The sequence below is a fragment of the Mesorhizobium koreense genome (assembly GCF_031656215.1).
Taxonomy (GTDB): domain Bacteria; phylum Pseudomonadota; class Alphaproteobacteria; order Rhizobiales; family Rhizobiaceae; genus Mesorhizobium_L; species Mesorhizobium_L koreense.
On sequence record NZ_CP134228.1, the window covers coordinates 3,896,656 to 3,919,925 of the forward strand.

The following is a 23,270-nucleotide window of genomic DNA, read 5'->3' on the forward strand; positions in this document are numbered from 1 at the left end:
ATGTATCCAATGTATTCACTTTCGCCGCTCTTGCCAATCAATTCCCCTCCTTCCGGTTCTCGAACATGGTGGAACGCCGGCCACGCAGCACGATGTCGAACTTGTAGGCGCGGGCATCCATCGGGATAGTCGCCGCCATGTCGAGCGGCGCAATCAAGGCTTCGATCGCCTTCGGGTCGTTGATGGTGCGCACGATCGGACAATTTGGGATCATCGGATCGCCCTCGAAATACATCTGGGTGATGAGGCGCTGGGCGAAGCCGTGCCCGAAAATCGAGAAATGGATGTGTGCTGGGCGCCAGTCGTTAGGGCCGTTCGGCCAGGGATAGGCGCCGGGCCGGACGGTGCGAAAGGCATAATAGCCGTTCTCGTCGGTAATGGTCCGCCCGCAGCCGCCGAAATTCGGATCGAGCGGCGCCATATAGGTTTCCTTCTGGTGGCGGTAACGCCCGCCGGCGTTCGCTTGCCAGAATTCCACCAAGGCACCGCCGACACCAATGCCACGCTCATCGAGCACGTGTCCGTGGACGATGATACGCTCGCCGATGGCGCTTTCGCCCGGCTTGGCGAAATTATGGATCAGATCGTTGTCCAATTCGCCCAGGATGGAATGGCCGAAGACCGGTCCCGTGATCTCGCTGATCGTGTTGTCGAGCGAAAGATAGGCATATTTCGGCGAGCGCAGCACCGTCGTCTTGTAGCCCGGCGCATAAGCCGGCGGATGCCAGAGGCGGTCGCGCTGGAAAAACGATCCCGTTTCGGGTTTCCGGTTCGATATCAATTTACTTTCCTTCCGAAGCCTTCATTTCGGCGAGCGTCTGTTTGACGATCTTCATCGCGTGGTTGGCGGCGGGAACGCCCGCATAAATCCCGACATGCAGCATCGCTTCGCGTATGTCTTCCGCACTCGCCCCCGTATTGGCGGTGGCGCGGGTGTGCAACGCAAGCTCGTCCCATTGTCCGAGGGCGGCGAGCAGTGCCAGCGTGATCATAGAGCGCTCGCGCTTCGTGATATTCGGCCGCGACCAGACATGGCCCCAGGCCGATTCCGTGATCAACTGCTGGAACGGCGCATCGAATTCGGTCTTGGTGTCCTGAGTCCGGTCGACATAGGCAGCGCCGAGTACGGATCGCCGTGTTGCCATACCCTCGCCGTACCAATCCCTGGTTGTATCGCCTTTTTCGGTCATCTTCCTCTTCCCTCAGAACGGCAGTCCCACATAATTCTCCGCCAGCGCCGTCGAGGCGGCGCGCGAATGGACCAGATAATCGAGTTCCGCTTCCTGGATACGCTGCCCGAAGGTGCCTGTCTCGGGAAACAGATGCAGCGTCGTCGTCATCCACCATGAGAAGCGCTCCGCTTTCCATACGCGCGCCAGTGCCTTTTGCGAATAGGCGTCGATGCCTGCAGCCGACTTTCCGGCATAATATTCCCGAAGCCCATCAAAGAGATAACGCACGTCGCCGCAGGCAAGGTTGAGGCCCTTGGCGCCAGTCGGCGGCACGATATGCGCGGCGTCGCCGGCGAGGAAAAGGCGGCCGAAGCGCATCGGCTCGGCAACGAAAGAGCGGAGCGGCGCGATCGATTTCTCGAAGGATCTGCCGAGCGTCATGCGCCCGGCCACGTCCTCCGGCAGCCGCCGGCGAATCTCGTCCCAGAAGCGGTCGTCCGGCCAGTCCTCCACATGATCGTCGAGCGAGCACTGAACGTAGTAGCGGCTGCGCGTCATCGAGCGCATCGAACAGAGCGCGAAGCCGCGCTTGTGGTTGCAATAGATGAGTTCATGGCTGACGGGCGGCACGTCGGCGAGAATGCCGAGCCAGCCGAAGGGATAGGTCCGCTCGAACAAGCGGAGGGCGCTTTCCGGCACGGAGCGCCGGCTCACTCCGTGATAGCCGTCGCAGCCGGCGATGAAATCGCAGTCGATTCTGTGCGTTGTGCCGTCTTTCTTATATGTCACATAGGGCGTATCGCGATCGAAGTCGTGCGGCGTGACCTCCGCCGCCTCGTAGATCGACGCCGCACCGGCTCTCTCCCGAGCATCCATCAGGTCGTGCGTCAGTTCGGTCTGGCCGTAGACCATCACGCGCTTGCCATTCGTCAGGCCAAAAAGATCGATACGGTGATGCTTGCCGTCGAAGGCGACGTCGAAACCATCATGCGGCAGGCCTTCGCGCCGCATCCGCTGGCCGGCGCCAGCCTCCTCCAGCATGGCCGCCGTCCCCTCCTCCAGCACGCCGGCACGCACGCGCGACAGGACGTGCTCCTTGGTCGACCGTTCCAGAATGACATTGTCGATGCCGGCATTGGTGAGCAATTGCCCGAGCAGCAGGCCGGCCGGTCCCGAACCGATGATTAGAACCTGTGACCGCAATTAAATCTCCCCTCGATCCCGGCTGCATGCTCGTGATCGACGCGCGATCGGCAATGTACAACGGCTGCATAAACTGGATTACACAACCATAGACGGATCGCCCGCCCATGAGCAGCACCCGAATCCCACTTACCGCTTCTATGGCGGGATATGCTAGAGGCGATTGGATCGACAGCCGGCGGCCAACCGACCGAGTTCACGTCACCGCCGCCGCGTCGACGATCCGGAATTGGGCGCTGCGGCGGCCATTCCAGAAATTCGAGGAGAGCGTGCCGGCGACGTGCACCGTTTGCCCCCGGCCCGCGACGAGGAATGCACCAAGAGCCGTGTTCTCCGCACGAAAGGCCATGCCTTGCAGGCTGCCGCCCATTTCCGAACGGAAGGCGACGCGCATATGGCCGTTGCCGACAATGCGGATATCGATGATGCGGTGGCGCGGCAGGACGAGGATCGGCGCAGGATGGCCGGCGCCGTAAGGCCCGGCATGTTCCAGCGTATCGAGAAGTTCGACCGTCGCTCCTTCCGCCGACAGCGCAGCGTCAACCTTCAGCGTCTCCTCGCTGTTCAACCGAAAGACTTCTTCCCCCGCCCGCTCCTCGAAGAAGGCACGCAGATCGCCGAGCCGCGTCCGCTCGATAGTGATGCCGGCCGCCATGGCATGGCCGCCGCCCTTGACGATGAATCCCTTTTCGGCCGCCTCGCGCACCAGCCGGCCGAGATCGAAGCCGACGATGGAACGGCCCGAGCCCGTACCGATGCCGTCGACGCCAAAGGCGATGGCGAAGACCGGCCGGCGCGCGTGATCCTTCAGCCGCGAGGCGAGCAGGCCGACGACGCCCGGATGCCAATCATCGCTGCCGGTGACGAGGATTGCCGGCCCAGCGCCGCGCGCGAGTTCCGCGTCGGCCTCGGCGCGCGCCTGTTCCAGCATGGCATGCTCCATCGCCTGCCGCTCCTGGTTCAGCCGGTCAAGCGTCTCGGCTATCGCAGCGGCCTCCACCGGATCATCGGTTGCGAGCAGGCGCGAGCCGAGCGCGGCATCGCCGATGCGCCCACCGGCATTGATGCGCGGACCGATCAGGAACGAGAAATGGAAGGGTCCGAGCGGCTCGCCGATGCGGGCTACACGCGCCAGCGCGGCGAGGCCAGGATTGCCGAGGCGCCGCGCTACGGCCAGCCCCTTGACCACGAATGCGCGGTTGACGCCGGTGAGCGGCACGACATCGCAGACCGTCGCAAGCGCCACGAGATCGAGCAAGCCGAGCAAATCCGGAGGCGGCAGTGGATGGCCCGCCTCGCGCAATAGCTTCATGGTCTGGACGATGACAAGGAACACGACGCCCGCCGCGCAGAGATATCCCTGCCCCGACAGATCGTCCTCGCGGTTGGGATTGACCACGGCAACGGCGTCTGGAAGGGGCCCGCCGACCTGGTGATGGTCGATCACCACCACTTCGGCGCCGGCCTCGTTGGCCGCGGCGACAGATGGCCCGCTGTTCGTCCCGCAATCGACCGTAACGATCAGCGAAGCACCGCGCGCGACAAGTTCCCGCATCGCGTCGGGATTGGGGCCATAGCCTTCGAAGATACGGTCGGGGATATAGATCTCCGATTCGACGCCATAATGGCTGAGAAACCGCTTCATCAACGCCGAGGAAGCTGCTCCGTCGACATCGTAATCACCGAAGATGGCAACGCGCTCGCCGCGGCCGATAGCGCGAGCGAGCCGCTCTGCCGCGGCATCCATGCCGCTCAGCGAAGCGGGATCCGGCAGGAGATCGCGGATCGTCGGATCGAGGAAGCGCGCCGCCTCATCCGCGCCGACTCCCCTGCCGGCCAAGACGCGCGCCACGAGGTCGGGAATGCCGTCGGCCTGCGCGATCGCCAGCGCGGTGTTCTCCTGGCGTCGATCGAGCCGGTGCACCCAGGCAACGCCGTTCGCCGAGCGCCGCACGTCCAGAAAGAACCGCTTTTCCTCCGCCATCACGCTTCCAGAATAGCCGGAAGGGCGCGATCCTAAAACTTATCCATGTCCTGGTGACGGGCTTTGATCTCGCGCACGGTCCCCGAGGATGAACGCATGACGATCGTATGCGTCTGGATGTCGTGACGACCGAAGCGAACGCCGGAAAGCATGTTGCCGTCGGTGACGCCCGTCGCCGCGAACAGCGTCTCACCCCGCGCCATCTCATTCATCGTATAGACCTTGTTCGGATCGGAAACGCCCATCTTCGCGGCACGAGCGACTTTCTCGGGCGTGTCGAGCAAGAGCCGTCCCTGCATCTGCCCGCCTATGCAGCGCAGGGCCGAAGCCGCCAGCACGCCTTCAGGCGCTCCGCCGGTGCCAAGATAGATGTCGATGCCTGTTTCGTCCGGGTCGGTGGTGTGGATAACGCCGGCCACGTCGCCGTCACCGATCAGACGGATCGCGACACCGGTGGAGCGCACCTCTTCGATCAGCTTGGCGTGGCGAGGCCGGTCGAGGATACAGGCAGTCACCTCCTCGACAGGCACGCCTTTGGCCTTGGCGAGATTGGCGATGTTGTCCTTCGCCGATGCGTCGATGTCTACGAGCCCCTTCGGATAGCCGGGGCCGATGGCGATCTTCTGCATGTACACATCCGGGGCATAGAGCAGTGTCCCCTTCTCCGCGATCGAGATGACGGCAAGCGCGTTGGGCAGGTTCTTGGCGCAGATCGTCGTGCCTTCCAGCGGATCGAGCGCGATATCGACTTCGGGGCCTTCGCCAGTGCCGACTTCCTCGCCGATATAGAGCATCGGTGCCTCGTCGCGCTCGCCCTCGCCGATGACGACGGTGCCGCGGATCGGTAAGCGGTTGAGTTCGGCGCGCATCGCGTCCACCGCCACCTGATCGGCCGCCTTCTCGTCGCCGCGCCCTCTCAGCCGGGCGGCCGCTACCGCAGCGCGCTCGACCACGCGGACGAGTTCGAGGGTGAGGATACGGTCGAGACCGGCAACGATGTCGTGATGCGCCATGGATAATCCCTGTGAACGGTTGGCAACGCTGCCCCTTATTGTCAAAGCGGCATGACAACCGCAAGAGAGATAGCGACTTCGGGGCGTTATGGGGCCAATATGGGGCGCTTCCCTCGCCAGGCGAGTTTTCCCGGCGCGGTTCCGTTGGACAAGCGGCATTAGCTCACAACAGGGCGCTTGCCCTGCTGCCGCCCGTAGCCTATAGCGCGGCTTTAATGCCAGAGGCTCTTCCCCTTTTTCCGCACCGCCACCTGCTCGGCATACAGATGCTGTCGCCGACGGATATCGAGCTCCTGCTCGAACGCGCCGAAGCGGCGATCGCCATCTCGCGCCAGCCGGAGAAGAAGACGGCCACGCTGCGCGGGCGCACGCAGATCAATCTCTTCTACGAGGCATCGACGAGGACGCAGTCCTCCTTCGAACTCGCGGGCAAGCGGCTCGGCGCCGACGTGATGAACATGGCCGTCGCCTCCTCTTCGGTGAAGAAGGGAGAGACGCTGATCGACACGGCGATGACGCTGAATGCGATGCGGCCTGATATCCTCATCATCCGTCACCAGTCGGCCGGCGCGGCGGCGCTTCTGGCCCAGAAGGTAGGTTGCTCGGTCGTCAACGCCGGCGACGGCACGCATGAGCACCCGACACAGGCATTGCTCGACGCGCTCACCATCCGCCGTGCCAAAGGGCCGCTCAATCGCCTCACCGTCGCCATTTGCGGCGATATCCTGCACAGCCGAGTGGCGCGTTCCAACATCCTTCTCCTGAATGCGCTTGGCGCGAGCGTGCGCGTCGTCGCGCCCTCGACGCTGCTGCCTGCCGGCATCGAGCAGATGGGCGTCAGGGTATTCCATTCCATGGAGGAAGGGCTGAAGGGCGTCGACGTGGTGATGATGCTGCGCCTGCAGCGCGAGCGCATGGCCGGCGCCTTCGTGCCCTCGACACGCGAATATTTCCGTTATTTCGGCCTTGATGCAGCAAAGCTTGCGACGGCGGCGGAAGGCGCGCTCGTCATGCATCCCGGCCCGATGAACCGGGGCGTGGAAATCGCTTCCGCAATCGCCGACGGATCGCAAAGCGTCATCCAGGAACAGGTGGAGATGGGCGTCGCGGTGCGCATGGCCGTGATGGAGGCCCTGCTCGACCCGCGCCGCAACGCCGAAGGACGCGCGGCGTGAGCACCACTGTCTTCCATAACGCCCGCGTCATCGATCCCTCGCGCGGGGTGGACGAACGCGGTTCCGTAGTCATCGAAGGGAAAAAGATCGCGGCGGCCGGTGCGAGTGCGTTGAACCAGGGCACGCCGGACGGCGCGAAAGTGATCGATTGCGCGGGCAAGGCGGTAATCCCCGGCCTGATCGACGCGCGCGTCTTCATCGGCGAGCCGGGCGCGGAACATCGCGAGACCATCGCCTCGGCAAGCCATGCGGCAGCCGCCGGCGGTGTCACCTCGCTGGTGATGATGCCGGACACGAACCCGGTGATAGACGACGTGGCACTGGTGGAATTCGTGCTCCGTACCGCGCGCGACACAGCCGTCGTCAATGTGCTGCCGGCGGCGGCGATCACGCGTGGACTGCAAGGCCGCGAGATGACCGAATTCGGCCTGCTGCGCGAAGCGGGCGCCGCGTTCTTCACGGACGGCCGCCACACGATCGCATCGAGTGCCGTCATGCGCCGTGCGCTCACCTATGCGCGCGATTTCGGCGCCACGATCGTGCATGAGACGCAGGATGCCGACCTCGCTGCGGCCGGGGTCATGAACGAGGGGCTCTATGCAAGCTGGCTCGGCCTGCCCGGCATCCCGCGCGAGGCGGAAGCGATCCCGCTCGAACGCGACCTCAGGCTCGCGCGGCTGACCGGCGGCGCCTACCATGCCGCCAAAATCTCGACCGCGATGGCGGCCGAGGCGATCGCGCGCGCCAAGCAGGAAAGCGCCAATGTTTCCGCCGGCGTGTCGATCCACAATCTGGCGCTGAACGAGAACGATGTCGGCGAATACCGCACCTTCTTCCGCCTGTCGCCGCCGCTGCGCGCGGAGGACGACCGCCAGGCGATGATCGAGGCATTGCGCGACGGCACGATCGACATCATCGTTTCCTCGCACGACCCGCAGGACGTCGACACCAAGCGACTGCCCTTCGCCGACGCGGAAGCCGGCGCGATCGGGCTGGAGACACTGCTCGGCGCGGCACTCAGGCTTCACCACAATGAAGAGGTGCCTCTCCTCCGGCTGGTCGAGGCGCTGTCCACCGGACCCGCGAAACTGTTCGGGCTTGAAGGTGGTACGCTGAAACCCGGCGCGACGGCCGATCTCGCGCTGGTCGACCTCGACGAACCATGGATCGTGCGCGAAGCGGATATAAGATCGCGCTCCAAGAACACCTGTTTCGAGGGCGCACGGCTGCAAGGCAAGGTCTTGCAAACCATGGTTGCAGGCCGCACAGTGTTCACTGCCTAGCGTTTGACGTACTGTCCGACACTGGGCTCGGGAGGGGAAACATGCTTTACGTGCTCGGCGCGCTGGTCGTCGGCTATCTTTTCGGCTCGATCCCTTCCGGCTACCTGCTGGCCCGTGCCGCCGGCCTTGGCGATGTGCGCAATATCGGCTCGGGCAATATCGGCGCTACCAATGTGCTCAGGACCGGCAACAAGGGGCTGGCGGCGCTGACGCTCATCCTCGATGCGCTCAAGGGTGCCGTGCCTGTCTGGCTCGCTTTGCACTATCTCGGCCTCTATCCGGCCATGCTGGCGGGCCTTGGCGCCTTCCTCGGCCATCTTTTCCCCGTCTGGCTCGGCTTCAAGGGCGGCAAGGGCGTTGCCACCTATCTCGGCGTACTGCTCGGGCTCGCCTGGGAAGGCGTGATCGTCTTCGCCGTCGCCTGGCTGCTGGTTGCCTTCGTCACGCGCTTTTCATCGCTTGCCGCGCTGGTCGCGGCGGTCGCCGTGCCGGTCGCGCTCGTATTCCTCGGCCGGCTGGAACTTGCCGAGCTTTTCGCGGTCATGAGTGCCATCGTCTTCATCAAACACCGCCCCAACATCATGCGGTTGATAGAAGGCACGGAATCAAAGATCGGAAGCAAAGGGTGACCAACCCCGCCGCACCGGCGCTGAGCGACCGGCAGCGGCTTTCCTGGCTACGGCTCATCCGCACCGACAATGTCGGCCCCGCCACCTTCCGCGACCTGATCAACCGCTTCGGCTCTGCCGATAACGCCATCGCCATGCTGCCGGAGCTAACGCTGAGCGGCGGCGGCATGCGGACTGTCCGAATACCTTCGCTCGCCGAAGCGGAAGCCGAGATGGAACTGGCAACCCGCGCCGGCGCCCGCTTTGTCGCGATCGGCGAGGCCGACTATCCGCTGATGCTACGCCGGATGGAACTGCCGCCGCCGTTGGTGGCGATCAAGGGCGAGGCGGCAGTCTTTTCGCTGCCGCCCGTCGCCATCGTCGGCGCGCGCAACGCCTCCCTCGCGGGCATCCGCATAGCGCAGTCGCTCGCAACCGAACTCGGGCGGGAGGGCTACGCCATCGTTTCCGGGCTAGCACGCGGCATCGACACGGCAGCGCATCGCGGCAGCCTCGGCACCGGCACCATCGCTGTGCTGGCAGGCGGACTCGACCTGCCCTACCCGCCGGAGAATATCGATCTATGCAATGAGATCGCGCGGACGGGCGGTGCAATCATCTCCGAGATGCCGTTCGGCTGGGAGCCAAGGGCGCGTGATTTTCCGCGTCGAAACCGCATCATCGCCGGCCTTGCCTATGGCCTTGTCGTGGTGGAGGCCGCGAAACGCTCGGGCTCGCTCATTAGTGCACGGCTTGCCGGCGAGTTGGGGAGGCTCGTCTTCGCCGTCCCCGGCTCGCCGCTCGATCCGCGCGCCGCCGGCACGAACGGCCTGTTGAAGGACGGCGCCATCCTGGTGACCGAGGTGAAGGACGTACTTGAACAGATCGCGCCACTCATCGGGGCGCCGCCTCCACGTACCGATTTCGACGAGCCGCCGGACTTCTCCGCCGCCGCGCCGCCGGGGGACTCCGACCGTGAAAAGGTACTGGAGGCGCTGAGCCCGGTGCCGACCGGCATAGACGAGATCATCCGGCACACAGGGCTTCATCCGGCGCAGGTCTTCATGGTGTTGCTGGAACTGGATCTGGCTGGCCGGCTCGAGCGCCATGCGGGCGGCAACGTCTCCCTGCTGTGACGGAGTGCTGATGCTCCGTGCGCCATTCATCGCATGCCGGGAGGCGGCGTGACCGTCTTCATGAGTTCCATGTCCTTGTCCATCGCGCGCCTGTACGCTGGCCTTGCGAGGGCACGGGCGAGATAATCGCGGAAAACCGGCTTTTCCGGAAGCACCTTGATGATGTCCATGGTGAACTGGATGCTGCTCGCCAGATGCGTGTCCGCCGCGGTGAAATTGTCGCCGGCAGCATATGGCTTTTGGGAAAGGACCCGCTCCACATAGGCCACCATGTCGTCGAACAGGCCGAAGGAAAAACTGTTGCTGCTTTCGTAATTCCAGCCATTGGCCCTGGCGGCGATCGCCGGATCAAGGACGGAGTCGCAGTAGACCAGCATCGTCAGATATGGCGCCCGCTCAGGATCGCCGATCCCAGGCGCCATGCCCGCTTCTGGAAAGCGGTCGCCGAGATAGATGCTGATCGCCGCCCGCTCCGTGACGATGGTTCCATCAACGACAACGGCCGGCACTTTCTTGCTTGGCTGGATTGCGCGATAACTCTCGGCGGCACCGCCTTTTGCCCTGACATCGATGATTTTCATCTCATAAGGCTGGCCAAGTTCCTCAAGCAGCCAGTGAACGCCGAACGACCGCGAGAAGGGTGTGTGGTAGAATTCCAGCATCGTTATATCTCCGAGTTTCCGCCCTGACGGTACCATCCGGCTCCTGACAGCTGGATGTCAGGATAGGGTGGTCCGACCAAAGAAAAAGGGCGCCGCTGCGGGCACCCTTCCCTCATTCAATATCTGCTGCTCAACTCACTTGGGCAGCTTGTCGTCGATGCCCTTCACGTAGAAGTTCATGCCGAGCAGCGTCTTGTCGTCGGACACTTGGCCGTCCTTCAGCCATTCCGATCCATCCTGCCGATAGATGGGGCCGGTGAAGGGATTCCAGCCGCCGGAGATCTTCTTCTCCGTGGCTTCGGCCATTGCCTTCACGTCGTCGGGCATGTTCGTGAAGGGCGCCAGCTTGACGACGTCATCCTTGATGCCCAGCCACACATTGTCCGGCTTCCACGTTCCGTCGAGAGCCGCCTGGACCCGCTTGATATAATACGGGCCCCAATTGTCGGTGTTGGAGGTCAGCTGCGCCTTCGGGGCGAACTTGATCATGTCCGACGACTGGCCGAAGCCGAGCTTGCCGCGTTCTTCCGCGACCTGAAGCGCTGCAGTCGAATCGGTGTGCTGCGTAATGATGTCGGCGCCCTGGTCGAACAGCGCTTTCGCCGCATCCGCTTCCTTGCCCGGATCGAACCAGCTATTCACCCACACGATCTTGAGCTTGAAATTAGGGTTGATCGACTGCGCGCCGAGCATGAAGGAGTTGATGCCCATCACGACTTCCGGGATCGGGAAGGACACGATGTAGCCGGCAACGCCGGTCTTCGACATCTTCGCCGCGATCTGGCCCATCACATAGCGGCCTTCGTAGAAGCGCGCGTTGTAGATGCCCATGTTGGCGGCCGTCTTGAAGCCCGTCGCGTGCTCGAACATCACCTTCGGGAACTTCTTCGCGACCTTAAGCTCGGAATCCATGAAGCCGAAGGACGTACCGAAGATCATGTTGCAGTGCTGGCGCGCCAGCCGCTCGAAAGCGCGCTCGGCATCGGGACCTTCGCTGACGTTTTCGAGATAGGTCGTCTCGACCTTGTCGCCGAAGTGCTTGATGACGTCCTGCCGGCCCTGCTCATGCTGGTAGGAATAGCCGAAATCGCCGATCGGCCCGACATAGACAAAGCAGGCCTTGAGCTTGTCGGCGGCCTGTGCGTTTACCGCCATGACCATGGCGGCCGCGGCGGTCAGTGCGAATAGAAGCTTCTTCATCGTGTTACCTCTCTGAGACTTTGTACTTCCAATTGTCGTTTTCCGTCAGCGATCCGGCACGAAGGCACGCCCGAGCGAAGCCGGCGTGTTCACCATCGTCAACCGCCTGTTTCGTGAGATTAGAACAAGTACGACGACGGTGGCCAGATAGGGAAGCGAAGAAAGGAACTGCGTCGGCACGGACTTGATCGCCGCCAACAGCCAGTAAACCGGACTCGGGAGAAATCCGAGCGTATTGAGGTCGATCGCCTGCACGTGAAGCTGGGCGATGGTGAGCGCGCCGAAGAGATAGGCTCCGGCAAAGACGCGCCACGGCCGCCATGAGGCGAAGACGACCAGCGCAAGCGCGATCCAGCCTCGGCCCGCTGTCATGTTCTCCACCCATTGCGGCGTATAGACCAGCGAAAGCTGCGCGCCGGCAAGGCCCGCGCAGGCACCGCCGAACATCACCGCCAGATAGCGGATGCCGATCACCGGAATGCCAAGCGCGTGCGCCGAGCCGTGATTGTCGCCGACGGAGCGGAGCGTGAGGCCGGCCCGCGTCTTGAACAGGAACCACGAGACGGCAATGACGAGCAGGATCGAAAGGTAGAAAAGCGGGTCCTCGCCGAAGAGCAGCCCGCCCACCAGCGGCAGATCGCTCAGGCCGGGGATGTGGATATCGTTCATGCGAATGCCCGGATGGCCGACGAAGGATTCGCCGAGCATGCCCGAGAGGCCGAGGCCAAGCAGCGTCAGCGCGAGGCCGGTGGCCACCTGGTTCGTCACCAATGTCAGGGTAAGGAAAGCGAACAGCAGCGAAAATACCGCACCGACGATGATGGCGGCAAGCACGCCCAGCCAGGGCGATCCGGTCATGAAGGCTGCGGCGAAGCCGCTGACCGAGCCCATGACCATCATTCCTTCGACACCGAGGTTCAGCACGCCGGAACGTTCGACCACCAGTTCGCCGATGGCCGCGATCAGAAGCGGCGTGGACGCCGTTACGATGGTGATGAGGACAGCTTCAAGAATGTTCAAGAGCGGCCTCCCCAGTGGCTTTACCAGCGGTTTTACGGCCCGTGACCAGGCGAATGCGATAGTAGATCAGCGTGTCGCTGGCGAGGACGAAGAAGAGCAGCATGCCTTGGAAGACGCGCGCGGTCTTATCCGAGATGCCGATCGCCGCCTGCGCCGCCTCGCCGCCGAGATAGGAGAGCGCGAGCACCAGCCCGGCGGCGATGATCCCGATCGGGTTCAAGCGGCCGAGAAAGGCCACGATGATGGCGGTGAAGCCGTAGCCGGGCGAGATCACCGGCTGCAACTGGTTGATCGTCGCTGAGACCTCGGAAATCCCGGCGAGGCCCGCGAGAGCGCCGGAGACCAGGAAGGCGAACAGCACCATGCGCCCTGTGGAGAAACCGGCGAAGCGGCCGGCGCGCGGGCTCTGGCCGATCACCTTGACCTCAAAGCCTTTCAACGTCTTCGCCATCAGGAACCAGACGATAAGCGCGGCGACGATGGCGAAGACGAAATCCCAGCTCGCGCGGCCCGATTCGGGAAAGAGCTCCGGCAGCGTAGCCGCATCGCTGAACTGGATCGTCTGCGGGAAATTGTAGCCTTGCGGATCGCGCCAGGGACCGCGCACTACCCAGTCGAGGAAGAGTTGCGCGACATAGACCAGCATCAGGCTGGACAGGATCTCGTTCGTATTGAACCGCACCTTGAGAAGAGCCGGTATGGCTGCGTAGAGCGCACCGCCGAGCATGCCCATGATGAGCATCAGCGGCAGCAGGAAAACGCCCTGGTACTCGGGCACCAGCACCGGAAGGATGGAGCCGGCGATGGCGCCCATCGTAAGCTGGCCCTCGGCGCCGATGTTCCAGTTGTTGGACCGGTAGCAGACCGCGAGCCCAACGGCGATCAGGATCAGGGGGGCTGCCTTCACCGCCAGTTCGTGAATCTGCCAGACCTGCGTCAGCGGCGACACGAAATAGATATACATCGCCGTAACGGGATTGCGGCCGAGCAGCGCGAACAGGATGGCGCCGAAGATAACCGTAAGTGCAAAGGCGATGAACGGCGAAAGTGCGGAGAACAGAACCGAATGCTGCGGCCGCTTGATGAGTTCAATGCGCATCAGGCCATCTCCCCGACAGGATGCGCCTGTTCGGGAGCGGCACCGCCCATCAGGAGGCCGATCTTCTCGAAAGTCGCCTCGGCGATCGGAAGCGGCGCCGACATCGCGCCATCATGCATGACGGCGATGTAGTCGGAAATCTCGAACAATTCGTCGAGGTCCTGGCTGATGACGAGCACGGCGGAACCGCTGCGCGCGAGCTCGATGAGCGCCTGGCGGATGCGCGCCGCGGCACCCGCGTCGACGCCCCAGGTCGGCTGGTTGACCACCATCACGCTCGGCTGGCGGTCGAGTTCGCGTCCAACGATGAATTTCTGCAGATTGCCGCCCGAGAGTGCGGCCGCTTCCGGGTCCTTGCCGCTCATGCGCACGTCCATATGCTCGATGATGCGCTCGGAAGCACTCTCGATCGTGGCGGTGCGGATCGTCCCAAGCGGACCGAGGAAGGCCTTGCCGTCCGTCGAATAACGCGACAGGAGCAGGTTCTCCGAGAGCGACATCAAGGGTGCCGCGCCATGGCCGAGCCGTTCCTCGGGCACGAAAGCGGCACCGAGCAGCCGGCGCTTCGATATGGAAAGATGCCCGGCGTCCTTGCCCGAGATGCGGATCGAACCGGCATCGTCCTGAAGCGCCTCGCCCGATACGGCTTCGAAGAACTCGCCCTGCCCGTTCCCGGCGACGCCGGCGATCCCGATAACCTCCCCGGCCTTGACCGAGAGGCTGATCCCCCTGAGCGGCACGGAAAAGGGCGTCGCGGCCTTGCGGCTGAGATTGCGGATCTCGAGAAGCGGCGAATGATGGGCCTTGGTGTCGACCGGCGAGCGGGTGACCGCGTTCACCTCGCTGCCGACCATCATGCGCGCTAGCGAGGCGGCCGTCTCCTGACGGGGATCGCAATGCCCGACGACCTTGCCGTGGCGCAGCACGGTGGCACCGTCGCACATGCGCTTCACTTCTTCGAGGCGGTGCGAGATGTAAAGGATCGACTTGCCCTCGGAGCGCAGGCGTTCCAGCGTCTCGAACAGCTTGTCCGCCTCCTGCGGCGTCAGCACCGAGGTCGGCTCGTCGAGGATGATGAGATCCGGCGTCTGCAAGAGGCAGCGGATGATCTCGATGCGCTGGCGCTCGCCGACCGACAGGTCGCCGACGAGCGAGTAAGGATCGAGCGGCAGGCCGTAGCTGTAGGAAAGCGCCTGCGCCTTGGCCGCGATCGCACCGATCGGCGAACCATCATCCAGCGAAAGGGCGATATTCTCAGCCGCGGTCAGGGCATCGAAGAGCGAAAAATGCTGGAAGACCATGCCGATGCCGAGTCGCCGGGCCTCGCCGGGGCTGGCGATCCGCACCTTCTCGCCCTTCCACCAGATTTCGCCCGAATACGGCTCCAGCGAACCGAACAGCATCTTGACGAAGGTGGACTTGCCGGCGCCGTTCTCGCCGAGAAGGGCATGTATCTCGCCACGATTGATCTTCAGATCGACGCCGTCGCAGGCTCTTAGCGACCCGAAAATCTTGGTCAGCCCGCGCACATCGAGCAAGGCTTCCCCGGCATTGCCGCCTTCAGCGTCCAATATCTCCTCCGGACTGCTTTTATGTTCCCGGCACGACCTTAGGCGAGAAAGGCCGCACTCGCAAAGCGCGGCCTGTTTGAAATAGCTTCAACCGTTTCAGGCCAAGTCAAACGCCGGATTAAGGCACGAGGACGGTAACGCCCGTCGTCTTCCGGCCTTCCAGATCGCGGTGCGCCTTGGCGACATCGGCAAGCTTGTAGCGCTGCTTGACCTCGATCTTGACCGCGCCGCTCTTCACAATGTCGAATAGCGCATTCGCTGACTGCACCAGATCGGTACGGCTCGCCACATAGGTGAAGAGCGTGGGGCGCGTGATGTAAAGCGACCCCTTCTGGGCGAGCACACCGAGATTGAACGGCGGCACCGGGCCGGACGACGCGCCGAACAGTGCCAGAAGACCGATCGGCTTCAGGCAGTTCAACGATCCTTCGAACGTATCCTTGCCGACCGAATCATAGACCACCTCGCAGAGTTTGCCGCCGGTGATCTTCTTCACCTCCTCGACAAAGTCCTGCTCGCGGTAGTTGATCACGTGGTCGAAGCCGTGCGCCTTGGCGAGCGCCACCTTCTCGGCCGAACCCGCCGTGCCGATCGTGACCGCGCCGAGATGCTTCGCCCACTGTCCGGCGATCAGGCCGACGCCACCCGCCGCCGCGTGAAAGAGGATCGTGTCGCCTTTCTTCACCTTGAAGGTGCGGCGGAGAAGATATTCCGCCGTCATGCCCTTCAGCATCATGCCGGCGGCAATTTCGTCCGAGATGCCGTCCGGCACCTTCACCAGACGATCCGCGGCGATCACGCGCCGTTCGGCATAGCTGCCGGTACCGGCCGCATAAGCGACGCGGTCGCCCGGCTTCAGGTCTCCGACCCCTTCGCCGACTTCCAGGACCTTGCCTGCACCTTCGCCGCCCGGGGTGATGGGCAGGCTGCCGCCCGGTGGCGGATAGAGGCCGGTACGAAAATAGACGTCGATGAAATTGAGGCCGATCGCGCTGTGCTCGATGAGGACTTCGCCCCTGCCCGGCTTGCCGGGATCGACCTCCTCGTATTTCAGGACCTCGGGTCCTCCATGCTCATGGATGCGGATCGCCTTGCTCATCATTCTTGCCTTTCAGTCCAAGCTTCGGGAACATCTGCATGATGCCGCCGACAAAAAAGAGATATATGCCGGTGATTGCAATGCCGGCCTTGATCAAAGGCGGCGCCTCCATCCCTTCGAGCAGCGCCATGACGCCGAAAAGGCACCAGACGAGGAAGACCGGCAGGTTTATGTGGCGCAGGCGCTTGACCCTCACGGGATGCAGGAAGTTCATCGGCACGAAGGTCAGGATAGCGGCCGCCACCACCACGGCGAAGGAGAGGTACTCTCCCGGTTCGATGACGAAAAGCGTAAAAACCAGCATGTTCCAGACGACCGGGAAGCCCTTGAAGAAGTTCTCCTTCGTCTTCATTCCCGTATCGGCATAGTAGATGGCGCTGCTGATCACGATCAGGGCGGCCGACGTGAAGGAGAGACCCGGCCCCATGAAACCGCGCTGGTAGAGCGCGAAGGCCGGAATCAGCACATAGGTGACGTAGTCGATGATATTGTCGAGCATGATGCCCGACCATGTCGGCAGGATTTCCTTAACCTGCAGCTTGCGTGCGATGGGTCCGTCTATGCCGTCGACAAAAAGGGCTAAGCCCAGCCACCAGAACATGGCGGGCCAGCGCTCCTCGCTCGCTGCCACCAGCGAGAGGAAGGCAAGGAAAGAGCCCGACGCGGTGAGCAGATGGACTGAAAACGCGCGCGCCTGAGGCCAGGTGACTTTCTTACGCTTCACGATCGGGCACGGCTCCGCATGCAGCCAACGCCCGCCGCCGCCCAACGACAGGGCAATTCACCGCCCATCGCCCCGTCAATAATGGCCATCGATCGTCCTCTCCGTCCGGGAGAATAAAACGAAGCGCGGGAAAGTGGAAGCGGGATAGAATGTGCAATGACGGGCCGCGTTGCGCGCCGCCGCCTGGACCCCATATAGAGATTACTGTTTTCTCACCGGCGGATACCGGCGCAAGCGAGGACAGAAGCGATGGCCGAAACGAATTCTTCGGAAATCCTGGTGGCGGGCGCCGGCCCGGCCGGCATGATCGCTGCGCTCGCCTTCGCAGGCAACGGTTTCTCCATAACGCTTGCCGGCCCGCCCGCGCCACCTGACGACCGCAGGACCACGGCGCTGATGATGCCTTCGCTGGCTCTCCTGAAGGAATTCGGGCTTTTCGACGTGGTTGCCGAAAGCGGCGCGCCGCTGCGCGCCATGCGCATCGTAGACGGAACATCGAGGCTCATCCGCAGCCCCACGGTGACCTTTCGCGCCAGCGAGATCGGCGAGACCGCCTTTGGCTACAATATACCCAACAGGCATCTGCTGAACCGTCTGGAAGCCGCCGTGCGGGAACACGGCGCAATCGAATGGCGCGAATCGCTCGTTTCCGGATACCGGCTTTCCGACCATGAGGCGGTAGCGGACCTGGATGGCGACACGATCACGGCGCGCCTGGTGGTCGCGGCGGACGGACGTTCCTCGCCGGCAAGGGAAGCGGCGGGCATCCACACCCACCGGCATGGCCACCCGCAGTCGGCACTCGTCCTCAATTTCGCGCATAGCCGCGACCACGGCAATGTCTCCACCGAGTTCCACACAGAGACCGGACCGTTCACGCAAGTTCCCCTTCCCGGTCAGAGATCGAGCCTCGTCTGGGTCGTGCGCCCCGAAGCGGCGGAACGGCTGATGGAAATGAGCAATAATGCGATCTCCGAAGAAATCGAAGGGCGCATGCAGTCCATGCTCGGCAAGGTCGAGGTCGAACCGGGCCGGCAGGTCTATCCGCTCTCCTCGGCAATGCCGTCGCGATTCGGCGCAAGGCGCGTGGCGCTGGTGGGCGAGGCAGCGCATCTCTTCCCGCCGATAGGTGCGCAGGGGCTCAACCTCGGGGTCCGTGACATTCAGGATCTCGTCACCATCGCACGCGCAAGCCGCGGCGATCCGGGCTCACCGGCAGCACTCCTGCGCTACGACGCGCGGCGGCGGCCCGACATCATGGCGCGCAGCAGTGCCGTCAACATGCTCAACTATTCGCTTCTCTCCGATTTCCTGCCGGCGCAGTTCATGCGCAGCGCCGGCATCGGTCTGCTCGCCGGCTTCGCGCCCTTGCGCGGCTTCTTCATGCGCGAGGGCCTGCGCCCCGGCAGCGGCTGGCGGCACGCATTCGGCGGGCGCGTGACGGAGTCAGGTCGGCCGTCAGGGGAAGAGATCCGGCGGTAGCATCCCGCTCGTGATGAAATAGAGCAGCATAGTCACCGTTCCGACCGACAGCACCGTCGTCAAAAGGATGCTGGCCGAGGCCCGCTCCACCCAGACATGATACTGCTGGGCGATGACGAAGACGTTGGTCGCGGTCGGCAGCGAGGCAAGTAGCACGGCCGCGAACACCCATGTCGGCGAAAAGTTGCCGACAAGGCTCAGCATCACGTAGCAAAGCGCCGGGTGCAGCACGAGTTTCAGGAGCGCGATGGCACCAAGTTCCCTCGGCACCCTTTTCAGTGGCCTGAGAGCCAGCGTGACGCCCATGGCAAACAGCGCGCAGGGTGCCGCCGCCTTCGCCAGATAGTCAAGCAACCGGTCGAGCGCCACCGGCGCGTGGAAACCGAACGCGGCGGCTGCGACCCCGAAAGCGGTCGCGATGATGAAAGGGTGAAGCGCGATCTTCTTCACGACGCCGGCAGCAAGTTGCAGCGGCGGCTCCTTGTCGCTGCCGGCGAGCGCCATCATCATCGGCGCAATCGTGAAATGCATGATGTTCTCGAAGCAGAAGATGAGCGCGACCGGAACGGCCGCCTGTTCGCCGAGCGCCAGTATCGCGAGGCCCGGCCCCATATAGCCGATATTGCCGTAGGCTGCCGAAAGGCCACGTATCGTGCTCTCCGCGATCTCGCCGCGCGATAAGACGAGCGAGGACAAGAACATAATCATGAAGATGATGAAGGTGGAAAACACCGAGCCGAACATGAAGGTCCATTCGGTGAGCTTTTCGATCGGCGTCTTGGAGAGAAGCTGGAAGAACAGCGCCGGCAGCGCGACATAGATGACGAAGATGTTCATCCAGCCAAGCGCCTCGATCGGCTGGCGCACGATGCGTGCCACCACGTAGCCGACGAAGATCAGCCCGAAGAACGGCAGGACGAGGCCGAAGACATCCGACATTCAGAGCCTCCGGCTCGATACAGAGAAACTTCAACCGCGCACATGCCATTTGCACGGTTTTCCTTCAAGCTTGCTTCGTGGCGGGCGCGGGTGTCGCTCTTTTGAAGAAGAGCGTCGCAGTTGGATTCCCAACCGGGAAGACAAGGCTTGTCCGGGCAAGTGTGGTGACGTACTGGCTTCAGCCGGGCCTGAACGGAATTGCGACCGCCGTTGGGCAGTACGGAGGCTTCCTTGCCCGACGAAATGGATCAGCGCTGCACCGCGCTCGTCGAGGAACTCGGCATCGCCCGGCCGGACAAGATCATCGCGGTCAAGCCGCTCAGTGGCGGCGTCGCCTCCGACATCGCGGTGGTAAGTCTGGTGGACCGCGACATTTGCGTGAAATTCGCCTTGCCGCGCCTCAAAGTGGCAGAGGACTGGCGTGCGCCGGTTCATCGCAACCGCGCCGAATATGCGTGGCTTTCCTTCGCCGGAACCGTAGCGCCGAAAAGCGTGCCGCGTCTCCTCGGTATCTCCGCAAGCCTCCACGGCTTCGCCATGGAATACCTCGCCGGAACAGACATCTATCTCTGGAAGACGGCCTTGTTGAAGGAAGCGCCCGGTCGGAGAGAAGCCGAGCGCGTCGGCGATGTCCTCGGCCGCATCCATGCCGCCTCCACGCGGCTGGACTTCGACCGCTCGCCCTTCTTCAACCGCGACGATTTCCGCTCGCTCAGGCTGGAGCCCTACCTGGCCTTCACGGCGGGGAAGCATCCAGACCTCGCTTCCAGACTCATCGCGTTGGCCGAGAGGCTCTATGCGTCGGAAATCGCGCTCGTTCATGGCGACGTCAGCCCCAAGAATATCCTGTTTTGCGGCGCCGACCCGATCCTGCTCGACGCCGAATGCGCGACAATGGGCGATCCGTGCTTCGACGTAGCCTTCTGCCTCAACCATCTGATCCTGAAATCCGTGCATCTGCCGGCTTCGCGCGACAGGCTCCTTGGCTCCGTCGGCCGCTTCTGGGCCGCGTATTCGTCGCATATCGCCTGGGAGGAACCGCAGGCGATGGAGGAACGCGTAGCAGCACTTCTGCCAGCGCTGATGCTGGCCAGGGTCGACGGCAAATCGCCCGTCGAATATCTATCCGAGGCAAGTCGAGCGACGGTGCGCGCGCTTGCCGTGCCGCTTATTTCGCACCCCGTCGCTACGCTGGGGGAACTTGTCACCACGCTGAAGGCTGAATTGAACGATGTCGAAAATCGCGTCCGTTAAAGGCCGTCGGGTATGGGACAGCCGCGGCAATCCCACCGTCGAGGCGACGATTGTGCTGGAGAGCGGCGCATGGGGTCGCGCGATCGCACCCGCCGGGGCCTCACGCGGCACGCGTGAGGCGATGGACCTACGCGATGGCGGCACCAGGCTGGAGGGCCTCGATGTCCGCACCGCGCTCGAAAACATCGAAACACGTATCGCGCCCGCGCTTGTCGGCGCGGAAGGTGGCGACCAGGCGGGTATAGACGGACGACTCACCGCGCTCGATCCCTCGCCGCTCAAATCGCTGCTCGGTGGCAATGCGACGGTCGCCGTCTCTCTCGCCGCGCTTCACGCCGCCGCCGCCGAGGCCGGCCTGCCGCTCTGGCGCCACGTCGCCGCCTATTATGGCCGCAAACCTTCGATCCCGCTTCCCGAAATCCAGATATTCGGCGGCGGGGCGCATGCAGGGCGCCGGGTAGATGTCCAGGATTTCATGGTGATGGTGCCGGGCGCGGAAAGCTTCGACGAGGCGCTGGAGATCACCGCCGAGATCTACCACGCGGCAGGCTCGATCATGTCGGCGCGCGGCAAGAGTGCCGGAGTTGCCGACGAGGGCGGCTGGTGGCCCGACTTCGGCAGCAACGAGGAAGCGCTTGAGACGCTGGTCGCGGCGATAGAAGCGGCGGGAGAAAAGCCGGGAGAGCGCGTGGTGATTTCGCTCGACATCGCGGCCTCCGAATTCGGCCGGGGCGGCCAATACCGTCTGGCGCTGGAGGACCGGACACTCACCTCCGGCGAATGGACCGCCGAACTGGGGCGCTGGCTGGAAGCCTATCCCATCGCGTCTATCGAGGATCCTCTGGCGGAAGACGATACCGCAGGCATGCGCGAATTCACGCGCCGCTACGGCGATCGGCTGCAGATCGTCGGCGACGACTATCTGGTGACCAATGCCGGCCTTGTGGCCGAAGCAGTTGCCGCCGGCGCCTGCAATACTGCGCTCATCAAGGTCAACCAGGCGGGCACGGTAACCGAAGCGGTCGCGGCGTATGACGCCGCCCGCGCAGCCGGTTGGCGCGCCATCGTCTCGGCGCGCTCGGGCGAGACGGAGGACGTCTCGATAAGCCATCTGGCGGTCGGGCTCGGCGCCAGTCAATTGAAGGTCGGTTCCTTCGCGCGGTCCGAACGCATGGCCAAATGGAACGAGTGCCTGCGGATCGCCGAAGAGCCTGGAGCCGGTACGTTTGTCGGCTGGGCGCCGCTCTCCGCTCCGGTAAAAAGGTAACGGACGAGACCGAAGCGTCAGCCACCGTAGCAGCCGTCAGCCCGCCCTCTCGATGCGGATCACCTGCGGCTTGTCGATCAGATGGCCGTCCCTGGTGATACCTTCAACGGCGCGGCGGACGGCTGCTTCCGTCGTTTCATGCGTCACCAGTATCACCGTCTTCTGGTCGTCCGAGCGTTTTCCGCCTGCATGCTGGACGATCGATTCCAGCGAGATATCGCTGTCGGCCATGCGCTTGGCGATCGCGGCGAAGACGCCGATGCGGTCATGCACGGTCAGCCGAATGAAATAGCCGCCGGCATGTGCGCGCATCCGCGCCTTGCGATAGGGTTTCAGTTCCTTTGCGGGCCATCCGAAAACCGGCCCGTGCTGGAAACCCGGCCGGCTCTTGGCGATGTCGGCGATGTCACCGATGACGGCGGAAGCGGTGGCGTTTCCCCCTGCCCCCGGCCCCGACAGTAGAAGTTCACCCAGGATGTCCGTCTCGATGGCGACCGCATTGGTGACGCCGTGCACCTGCGCGATCACGCTCGCGGTCGGCACCATGGTCGGATGGACGCGCTGCTCGATGCCGGTCTCGGTCGCCTGCGCCACGCCGAGAAGCTTGATGCGATAGCCGAGTTCGCCCGCCGCCTGGATATCGGCCTGCGTAATGTTGGAGATGCCCTCCATATAGATGTCGCCGGCCGAGATGCGGCAGCCGAAGGCGATGCTGGTTAGGATGGCGAGTTTGTGCGCGGTGTCGTGGCCCTCGATGTCGAAAGTCGGATCGGCCTCGGCGTAACCCAGCCGCTGCGCGTCCTTCAGGCATTCGTCGAAGGAAAGCCCCTCCGCCTCCATGCGTGTCAGGATATAGTTGCAGGTGCCGTTGAGGATACCGAAGATGCGGCCGACCGAATTGCCGGCCAGAGCCTCGCGCAAGGTCTTGATGACCGGGATGCCGCCGGCCACCGCCGCCTCGTAGTTCAGAAGCACGCCTTTCTTTTCCGCCACCTCGGCCAGCGTCAGGCCATGGCGGGCGAGAAGCGCCTTGTTCGCCGTGACGACGTGACGGCCCGCATCGAGCGCTGCTCGCACGCTCTGCCGCGCAGCCCCTTCCTCCCCGCCGATCAGTTCCACGAAGACGTCGATGTCGGCGGACTTCGCCAGCGCCGCCGGATCTTCGAACCATTTCACATTGTCGAGCGAAATACCGCGGTCGCGGCTCCGGTCACGTGCGGAGACGGCGGTCACCGCGATCGACCGGCCGCATTGCCGCGTCAGTTCATCTGCCTTCTCGGCAAGCACGCGGACGACCGACGCACCGACCGTGCCCAGCCCGGCAATCCCAACACGCAACGCTTCGGCCATCTACTGCCGCCCCTCGGATCACAGAATCG

Annotated in this window: 21 protein-coding genes; 7 read left to right on the top strand and 14 right to left on the bottom strand. The window is 63.7% G+C overall.

Annotated features, from left to right (window positions below; all coding sequences use genetic code 11):
* Positions 1–37 precede the first annotated feature (37 nt).
* From pcaH to glpX, 5 genes are all read right to left on the bottom strand, one after another.
* Positions 38–778, bottom strand: coding sequence for a protocatechuate 3,4-dioxygenase subunit beta (pcaH, locus tag RBH77_RS18630; RefSeq protein ID WP_311032608.1), 741 nt, complete (start codon positions 776–778; stop codon positions 38–40).
* Positions 779–782: 4 nt separating this feature from the next.
* A complete protein-coding gene (gene pcaC, locus RBH77_RS18635; protein ID WP_311029069.1) occupies positions 783–1,190 on the bottom strand; it encodes a 4-carboxymuconolactone decarboxylase in 408 nt (135 codons plus the stop codon).
* A gap of 12 nt (positions 1,191–1,202) precedes the next feature.
* A complete protein-coding gene (pobA, locus tag RBH77_RS18640; protein ID WP_311029070.1) occupies positions 1,203–2,375 on the bottom strand; it encodes a 4-hydroxybenzoate 3-monooxygenase in 1,173 nt (390 codons plus the stop codon).
* A 196-nt stretch (positions 2,376–2,571) separates the two neighbouring features.
* Positions 2,572–4,359: a single-stranded-DNA-specific exonuclease RecJ gene (gene recJ / locus RBH77_RS18645; RefSeq protein ID WP_311029071.1), complete on the bottom strand. Its 1,788-nt coding sequence runs from the start codon at positions 4,357–4,359 to the stop codon at positions 2,572–2,574.
* Between the two features lie 32 nt (positions 4,360–4,391).
* Entirely contained in the window at positions 4,392–5,372 is a 981-nt protein-coding gene (gene glpX / locus RBH77_RS18650) for a class II fructose-bisphosphatase (RefSeq protein WP_311029072.1), read from the bottom strand.
* Between the two features lie 215 nt (positions 5,373–5,587).
* Here glpX and RBH77_RS18655 point away from each other — a divergent pair, with 215 nt between their 5' ends.
* Genes RBH77_RS18655 through dprA form a run of 4 tightly spaced genes read left to right on the top strand, consistent with a single transcriptional unit; the run spans position 5,588 to position 9,574 of the window.
* Complete coding sequence (locus RBH77_RS18655) at positions 5,588–6,547, top strand: aspartate carbamoyltransferase catalytic subunit (protein WP_311029073.1); 960 nt, start codon at positions 5,588–5,590, stop codon at positions 6,545–6,547.
* Positions 6,544–7,830, top strand: a complete 1,287-nt coding sequence (locus RBH77_RS18660; RefSeq protein WP_311029075.1) for a dihydroorotase — start codon at positions 6,544–6,546, stop codon at positions 7,828–7,830. Before RBH77_RS18655 ends, RBH77_RS18660 begins: the two co-directional genes overlap by 4 nt.
* A gap of 41 nt (positions 7,831–7,871) precedes the next feature.
* Positions 7,872–8,459, top strand: coding sequence for a glycerol-3-phosphate 1-O-acyltransferase PlsY (plsY, locus tag RBH77_RS18665; protein WP_311029076.1), 588 nt, complete (start codon positions 7,872–7,874; stop codon positions 8,457–8,459).
* Positions 8,456–9,574, top strand: a complete 1,119-nt coding sequence (gene dprA, locus RBH77_RS18670) for a DNA-processing protein DprA (protein ID WP_311029077.1) — start codon at positions 8,456–8,458, stop codon at positions 9,572–9,574. Before plsY ends, dprA begins: the two co-directional genes overlap by 4 nt.
* Positions 9,575–9,600: 26 nt before the next feature.
* Here the strand turns inward: dprA and RBH77_RS18675 are convergent, their stop codons facing one another.
* The 7 genes from RBH77_RS18675 to pcsA all read right to left on the bottom strand — a co-directional run bounded on the left by RBH77_RS18675 (position 9,601) and on the right by pcsA (position 16,949).
* Positions 9,601–10,236, bottom strand: coding sequence for a glutathione S-transferase family protein (locus RBH77_RS18675; protein WP_311029078.1), 636 nt, complete (start codon positions 10,234–10,236; stop codon positions 9,601–9,603).
* A 135-nt stretch (positions 10,237–10,371) separates the two neighbouring features.
* The gene (locus RBH77_RS18680) at positions 10,372–11,436 is read right to left on the bottom strand and encodes a BMP family ABC transporter substrate-binding protein (RefSeq protein WP_311029079.1); all 1,065 of its coding nucleotides are present in this window, start codon (positions 11,434–11,436) and stop codon (positions 10,372–10,374) included.
* Positions 11,437–11,481: 45 nt separating this feature from the next.
* On the bottom strand, positions 11,482–12,456 hold the full coding sequence (locus RBH77_RS18685; RefSeq protein ID WP_311029080.1) for an ABC transporter permease: 975 nt from the start codon (positions 12,454–12,456) through the stop codon (positions 11,482–11,484).
* A complete protein-coding gene (locus RBH77_RS18690) occupies positions 12,443–13,555 on the bottom strand; it encodes an ABC transporter permease (protein ID WP_311029081.1) in 1,113 nt (370 codons plus the stop codon). The genes RBH77_RS18685 and RBH77_RS18690 overlap by 14 nt, the downstream gene beginning before the upstream one ends.
* Positions 13,555–15,126 carry an ABC transporter ATP-binding protein gene (locus tag RBH77_RS18695; protein ID WP_311029082.1) on the bottom strand — a complete coding sequence of 524 codons (1,572 nt, stop codon included), beginning with the start codon at positions 15,124–15,126 and terminating at the stop codon, positions 13,555–13,557. The genes RBH77_RS18690 and RBH77_RS18695 overlap by 1 nt, the downstream gene beginning before the upstream one ends.
* Positions 15,127–15,244: 118 nt before the next feature.
* Positions 15,245–16,225: a quinone oxidoreductase family protein gene (locus tag RBH77_RS18700; protein ID WP_311029083.1), complete on the bottom strand. Its 981-nt coding sequence runs from the start codon at positions 16,223–16,225 to the stop codon at positions 15,245–15,247.
* Entirely contained in the window at positions 16,200–16,949 is a 750-nt protein-coding gene (gene pcsA / locus RBH77_RS18705; RefSeq protein ID WP_311029084.1) for a phosphatidylcholine synthase, read from the bottom strand. Before pcsA ends, RBH77_RS18700 begins: the two co-directional genes overlap by 26 nt.
* A gap of 249 nt (positions 16,950–17,198) precedes the next feature.
* Here pcsA and RBH77_RS18710 point away from each other — a divergent pair, with 249 nt between their 5' ends.
* Positions 17,199–18,431 (top strand): UbiH/UbiF family hydroxylase, encoded by a 1,233-nt coding sequence (locus RBH77_RS18710; RefSeq protein WP_311029085.1) that lies wholly within the window; start codon positions 17,199–17,201, stop codon positions 18,429–18,431.
* Here the strand turns inward: RBH77_RS18710 and RBH77_RS18715 are convergent.
* Positions 18,408–19,370, bottom strand: coding sequence for an AEC family transporter (locus tag RBH77_RS18715; RefSeq protein WP_311029086.1), 963 nt, complete (start codon positions 19,368–19,370; stop codon positions 18,408–18,410). The two genes, RBH77_RS18710 and RBH77_RS18715, sit on opposite strands and share 24 nt — an antisense overlap.
* A 231-nt stretch (positions 19,371–19,601) precedes the next feature.
* On the opposite strand from RBH77_RS18715, the gene RBH77_RS18720 reads away from it, so the two are divergent.
* Both RBH77_RS18720 and eno read left to right on the top strand, forming a co-directional pair.
* Complete coding sequence (locus tag RBH77_RS18720) at positions 19,602–20,624, top strand: phosphotransferase family protein (RefSeq protein WP_311029087.1); 1,023 nt, start codon at positions 19,602–19,604, stop codon at positions 20,622–20,624.
* A complete protein-coding gene (gene eno, locus RBH77_RS18725) occupies positions 20,602–21,891 on the top strand; it encodes a phosphopyruvate hydratase (protein WP_311029088.1) in 1,290 nt (429 codons plus the stop codon). The genes RBH77_RS18720 and eno overlap by 23 nt, the downstream gene beginning before the upstream one ends.
* A gap of 36 nt (positions 21,892–21,927) precedes the next feature.
* Here the strand turns inward: eno and RBH77_RS18730 are convergent, their stop codons facing one another.
* Positions 21,928–23,241 carry a homoserine dehydrogenase gene (locus RBH77_RS18730; protein WP_311029089.1) on the bottom strand — a complete coding sequence of 438 codons (1,314 nt, stop codon included), beginning with the start codon at positions 23,239–23,241 and terminating at the stop codon, positions 21,928–21,930.
* Positions 23,242–23,270: the final 29 nt, after the last annotated feature.